Raw genomic sequence first — 6,358 nt, 5'->3', positions numbered from 1 at the left:
CGGGCGGCGGGGTCCCAGAGGCGGACGGTTCCGTCGTTGCTCGCGCTGGCGAGGGTCTCGCCGGACGGTGAGAACGTCACCCGGTAGACGCGGTCGTCGTGCCCGGCGAGCTCGGCGGTGAGCTCGCCGGTGCGGGGGTGCCAGAGGCGGACGAGGCCGTCGTCGCAGCCGGTCGCGACCAGCGGGGCGCCGGGGTGGAAGTCGATGGAGCGGACGCGGCCCCGGTGGTCGGCGAGGTTGACGATCTCGCGGCCGGTCGTCCAGTACCAGAGGCGGACGGTGTCGTCGTCGTTGGCGGTGGCCAGGACGTCGCCTGCGGGCGCGAACGCCTGCGCCCAGACGTGGTCGGTCTCCACGTTCAGCTCGCGTTCGAACGTGCCGGTCCCGGCCTGCCACAGGTGGACGCCGCCGTCGTTGGTGGCGGTGGCGAGCTGGGAGTCGCGGGTGTTGAACGTGGCGGAGGTGAGGTTGTCGGCCACGCCGCGCAGCTCGCGGATCATGCGGCCGGTGCGGGGATCCCAGAGGCGCACGAGGCCGTCGTTGCCGCTGCCGGCGAGCATGCCGCCGTCCGGGCTGAACGTGACGCCGGTGACGCGGCGGCCGTGGCCGCGCAGGACGACGCGGCAGTGGCCGGTCTCGGCGTCCCACAGCCGGGCCGTCCCGTCGTTGCTGCTGGTGGCGAGCTGCGCGCCGTCCGGGCGGAACGCGAACGGCCAGACGGCGCCGCGGTGCCCGGCCAGTTCGAGGCGCTGCCGCCCGGTCGCGGGGTTCCACAGGCGGACCGATCCGGCGCTGTCGGCGGTGGCGAGGCGGCCGCCGTCAGGGCTGAACGTGGCCTGGTAGATGCCGCCCTCGTGCCCGGGGAGCGTGGTGCGGTGGCGGCCGTCCTCCCAGAGCCGGACGGAGCCGTCGGTGTCGCCGGTGACGAGCAGGTCCCCGGAGGGGTGGAACGCGATGGCGTAGACGCGGCCGGTGTGGCCGAGGAGCTCCTGCCTGATCTCGCCGGTGCGGATGTCCCAGAGCCGGACGACGCCCGCCTCGTCCCCGGCCGCCAGGAGGGACCCGTCGGGGTGGAAGACCGCCCGGAACACGGCGCCGCGGTGGCCGGTGAGCTCCCGCAGCAGCGTCCCGCCCGCGTCCCCGGCGAGGTTCCAGACGCGCAGGGTGCCGCCCGCGTCGCCGGTGACCATGAGGGAGCCCGCGGGGTCGAACACGGCCGTGTAGACGGGAGCGGTGTGCCCGGGCAGCTCGTGCCGCAGGGCGCCGGTCGCGGCGTCCCACACCCGGACGGTCCCGTCGGCGGCGCCCGCAGCGACGAGGTCGGCGCCCGAGGGGGCGCGCCCGCCGAGGACGACCGGCCACACGCCCTCCGGGTGGACGGTGAGGGTGTGGGCGGTGTGCCCGGTGGCGAGGTCCCACAGCCGGACGGCGCCGTCCGCGGAGCCGCTGGCCAGCAGGTTGCCGCCGGAGTCGAACGCGACCGCGTAGGTGCGGTCGGTGTGGCCCTGGAGGGTGCGCAGGGGGGTTCCGGTGACGGCGTCGCAGACGAGGACGCCGCCGTCCTCGCCGCCCACCGCCAGCGCGGAACCGCCGGGGCTGTAGGCGAGCGGCTGGGGGAGGCGGCTGGTCTGGAAGTGGAAGCCGTACGGGACGCCGATCCCGGCCGGGGCGACCTGGATGTCGATGGGGCGGCCGGGCGCGATCGCCGCCTCGCGCAGCTCCGGGGCGTTCGCGATCCGTCCGGGGAGCGTGGCGTCCACGAGGGCGGCGCGCGTCCAGCGGCTGCCGTCGACGGCGACGTCCCGCAGGTCGGCGCGGGCGAGGCGGGCCCGGGACAGGTCGGCGCCGCGCAGGTCGGCGCCGGTCAGCCTCGCCTCGTCCAGGCGCGCGCCGGCCAGGGACGCGTCGCGCAGGACGGCGCGGGACAGGTTGGCGCCGACGAGCTGCGCGTCGGTGAGGTCGGCGCCGGTCAGGTCGACCTCCTGGAGGTCGCGGTAGGACAGGTCCTCGCCCTGAAGGCGGGCGCCGCGCAGGTCGGTGTGCGACGGGGTGCGCAGCCGTGTCGTGATGCGGATCGCGTTGGCGCGGGCGATGTCGTCGGCGCCGGGGTCGGCGAGCACCCCGGCCGCCCACTCCTGGCACGCGCGGGTGTCGGCGAGGTCGCAGAGGAAGTCGACGATGAGCTGGCTCAGGGCACGCCCGCGCAGGGCGGCCGGCGCGCCGCCCCGGGCGAACTCGCCGGCGATGTGCCGGGCCACGAGCCACTCCATCACCGAGGTGTGGATGAAGCCGAACAGGCCGTCCGGGGTGCGGACGAGCAGGCTTCCCGCGCCGACGGCGTGCGTGACCTGGTGCTGCGACATGCGCCCGCCCGACAGGCCGGTGAGGGTGTCGGCGACGTCGGTGAGCTCGGCGAGGCGCAGGAAGTCCTCGTTGCCCTCCCACAGCCGCAGCGCGAGGGTGCCGACGGCCCGCCACATGTCCTCGGCCTTGAGCCCGGACGGCCCGCCGGAGCCGCCGACGCGGTCGGCCTCGTAGGCCAGCCAGGACGACAGGATCTCGTGGTAGAGGTCGGCGGGGCTGACGGCCCGGCGGGCCTGCGCGACCGCGCGGAGCCGGTCCTCGGGCAGGTCGGCGATGAACGACAGCATCCGCGGGTTGGACGTGAGCGCCAGCAGCTCCTCGATGCCGGACAGCAGGCTCAGCCGCGCCTCCGCGGCGTCCTCGTCCCCGTACCGGTTGACCAGGTACGAGCGGACCTGCGGGGGCGTGAACTCCTCCAGCCCGAGGACGCGCCGGTGCGGCAGCACGCCGACCTTCTCGCCGAGGGCGGTCAGCACCTGCGCCTGCGACTTGAAGTGCTGGGTGCGGCTCGCCACCACGATCTTCGCCTTGTCCTGGGCGGCCTGCAGGAGGGTGTCGAGGTGGTCGGCCGCCTGGTCGTAGGTCATCCGCGTCACCAGCTCGTCGAACCCGTCGAAGAGCAGGACGATGCGCCCCTGCCGCAGCATGTAGTGGAACGCCTTGAGGTCGATCAGCTCCTCGCCGTGGTTGGCCAGGTGCGCGGCGACCAGGCCGTCCACCGAGTGCGCCTTGTCGAGCGCCCGCAGCTCGATGAGGATCGGGACGACGTGCGGCAGCTCCTCGGGGATGCGGCGGGCCAGCTCGCGCAGCGCGAACGTCTTGCCGCGGCCGAAGTCGCCGAGCAGCAGCAGGAACCGGCCGTGGTCGGCGGCCAGCAGGCGCAGCATCTCGCCGACCACGTCGTCGCCGCCGTCCGCGCCGGACCGGGCCTCGGTGCCGGACCGGTCGAGCTCCTGGTAGCCCTGCGGGACGTACAGGGACGGCGGGTACAGGCCGCCCGCGGAGAGCCGTCCCGTCTGCGCCGTCACGTACTCGGAGAGGTCGACGAGGCCCTGGAACTCGGTGAGGCTCCGCACGCGGATGCCGCGCCGCAGGGCGTCGTCGCGCAGTGACCGGGCGGGCGCCGGCCCCAGGTACACGAGCTCGGACCCGTGGTCGGTGCCGTCGGCGTGCACGTGCCGGACGAACGCGTCCACGTCCCCCTCGGTCACCTGGCCGACGTGGGCGCCGATGCGGTACTGCCGGACGAACCCGTCCTCCATGTGGGTGAGGAGCAGGTGCGGCGGGTCCGACCGGCCGTCCTCGCGCGGGGGCGGGACGATCCGCCGGATGGTCGCGCGCTCGAACCGCGTCTCGCACGCCTCGGTCAGGCGGTCGAGCAGCCGCGCCGTGGGATCGGGGACCGGGTCGGCGGCACCGCCCCCCGCGGCGGGGCCCAGCTCCGGGACGGGCGGCTCCGGCGGCGCCTCCGCGCGCGGCGGCGGGAACGTTCCGCCGACGCTCGTCCAGGCGCGTTCGAGACGTTCCGGGCCGCGCCGGTCGGCGACCTCCGGGACCCACCGCTCCAGGCCGTCCCGCCGCACGACGACGATCTGGTGGCGGCCGGGCCCGAGCGCCGGGACGGACGGCACGCCGCTCTCCAGCAGCGGGACGGCGCCGAACTCCGACTCCGCCCCCTGGAAGAACAGGTTGACGTGTCCGCCGAGCAGCATCTCCACGGTCTCGGTGTCGCGCAGGGCTCCGCTCTCCCCGGGGACCGGGGTGTGCTCGACGGCGGCCAGGCGGAGCCACCCGTCGTCCTCGAAGTGCCGCAGCCGCTCGTTGAACCAGGCGGCCTGCGCGCGGCCGACCCGCCCGTACCGGTCCTCCTCGCGGTGGGTCTGCGGGAGCGTCGAGTTGAGGCCGGCCACCGCGACCCGCAGGTCCGGGACGGGGAACAGCGTCCACGGCTGGGCGCTGTCGAAGATCAGCGCGTCGATGCCCTGGTAGAACTCCTTGAACAGCCCGGCGTAGTGCCGCCACTTCGGCCAGTACGGCGGCTGCGGCTCGATGTCGTCGGCCTCGCAGCTCGAGAAGTACGCCTGGCAGGCCGCGCGGGTGACGTCGTGGGTCCCGGGGACGACCACGACGCGCTGCGCCTCCAGCCCGAGCAGCGCGCGGAGGCTGGTGAGGAACGACAGCGCCTCGGCGAACTCCCTGCGGCTGCCCGAGTGGGTGAGGTTGCCGGTGACCACGAGCAGGTCGGGACGCGGGACGCCGGAGTCGGCCAGCCGCGTGACGTCGCTCCAGATGCGGTCCTGCAGCTCGGTGGCGGTCGTGGGCTCGCCGGGCTCGGCGAGCGTCCGGCCGAAGCGGGGGCCGGAGACGTGCAGGACGCTCAGCTCCTCGCGCGGCTCGTCGCGGCCGCCCGCGGCGGGGAACGCCGGCGCGGCGACGGGCGCCCGCCGCGCGGGCCGCTCCCCGGTCGGATCCGGCCGGTTCCCGCCCTCCGTGTCGCCCGTGCCCGTGTCGCCCGTGCCCGTGTCGCCCGCGCCCTCCACGTGGCCGGGGAGGGGCGGCCGCTCCCCGCGGCCGCCTCCGGGGAAGCCGGGGCCGTCCTGCGGGCGCGCGTGGCCGGCGAGGGCCTCCCCGATGCGCCGCATCAGCAGCGCGCGCGCCTCGTCGGGGTCGTCGACGCCCACCAGGTCCACATAGGTGATCGTGGACAGCAGCCCGTCGATCGGGCAGTCCTCGATGCGGACCGTGACCAGCTTGCGGGCCGGGTCGTCCGGGTCGGCGCGCAGCGCCGCCATCCACTCCATCCGCCCGTACCGGGAACGCAGGTAGTTGCGCGACAGGACCGCGACCACGGCCCTGGCCTCCGACAGGCCCCGGTCCATGAAGTCGATGAAGTTGGTGCCGGGCACGAAGTCCCACGCCTGCATCATCGTCCGGTGCCCCGCGGCCTCCAGTTGCCAGGCGATCCAGGACGCCCACCGCTCGTCCGCGGGGGAGTAGCTGATGAAGAAGTCGGTCGGATGCTCCTGCCTGGTGCTGCCGCCGGGGGTCGTCATCCCGCCAGTATCGCGCGGAGCGGCGGCGAAATCAGCGCGCGGGCGCGCCTATGGGATCATGTCGCGCGTGTCACCCCGGATCGAGACCCTGCGCCGAGCGGCCGGCTCACTGGGCGTCCTCGACCGGGTCCGCATCGGGGTGCTGGTCCTCGGCCTGGTGTTCGTCGCGACCGGCCTGCTGCCCGCCGCCGAGGCGCGCTCCAGCGTCGAGCGGATCGCGCCGCTGCTGCTGTTCCTGTTCAGCGTCATCATCCTGGCGGAGCTGACCAAGGAGGCCGGGGTCTTCGACGCGATCGCGCAGCGGATGGCGCGGGCGGGACGCGGGAACTACGGCGTGCTGTTCCTGCTGTGCGTGGCGTTCGCCTCGCTCATCACGATCTTCCTCAACCTCGACACGACCGCCGTGCTCCTGACACCCGTCATGCTGGCGCTGGCGGCGCGCGCGCGGATCGCGGCCCTCCCGCTGGCCATGACCACGGTGTGGCTGGCCAACACCGCGAGCCTCCTGCTGCCGGTGTCGAACCTGACGAACCTGCTCGCCGCCGACCGCGTCGCGCTGGGGACCCGCGCCTTCGCCGCCCGCATGTGGGCCCCGCAGCTCGCGGCCCTGGCCGTCACGATGGTGCTGCTCTGGGTGTTCTACTGGCGGCGGCGGATGCGGGGCGCGGACACCTACGACCCGCCCGACCCCGCGCCCGTCCGCGACAGGGTGCTGTTCTCCGCCACCGGGCTCGCGTGCCTCATGTTCATCGGCGCGATCCTCGCCGGGGTGCACACCGGGATCCAGCTCGGGATCGCCGCCACCGCCGCCGCGGCCGTCGCCGTGGCGGCGTTCGCCGTGCGGGACCGGCGGAGGCTGCGCCCCGCGCTGATCCCGTGGCAGCTCCTGGTGTTCGTCACCGGCCTCTTCCTGGTCGTCCCCACGCTGGAGCGGTTCGGGC

Annotated in this window: 2 protein-coding genes; one reads left to right on the top strand and one right to left on the bottom strand. The window is 75.1% G+C overall.

Annotated elements, in window-relative coordinates; translation table 11 throughout:
- On the bottom strand, window positions 1–5,417 hold a 5,417-nt coding region (locus E1281_RS35925), incomplete at its 3' end, for a TIR domain-containing protein (RefSeq protein ID WP_131884163.1).
- Between the two features lie 58 nt (window positions 5,418–5,475).
- Between E1281_RS35925 and E1281_RS35920 the strand changes: the two genes are divergently transcribed.
- Window positions 5,476–6,358 (top strand): SLC13 family permease (locus E1281_RS35920; protein ID WP_131884162.1); only part of this gene is annotated, 883 nt, incomplete at its 3' end.

Origin of the sequence: Actinomadura sp. KC345 (genome assembly GCF_004348515.1) — a bacterium.
Taxonomy (GTDB): domain Bacteria; phylum Actinomycetota; class Actinomycetes; order Streptosporangiales; family Streptosporangiaceae; genus Spirillospora.
This window is presented reverse-complemented; position numbering and strand designations above follow the sequence as displayed.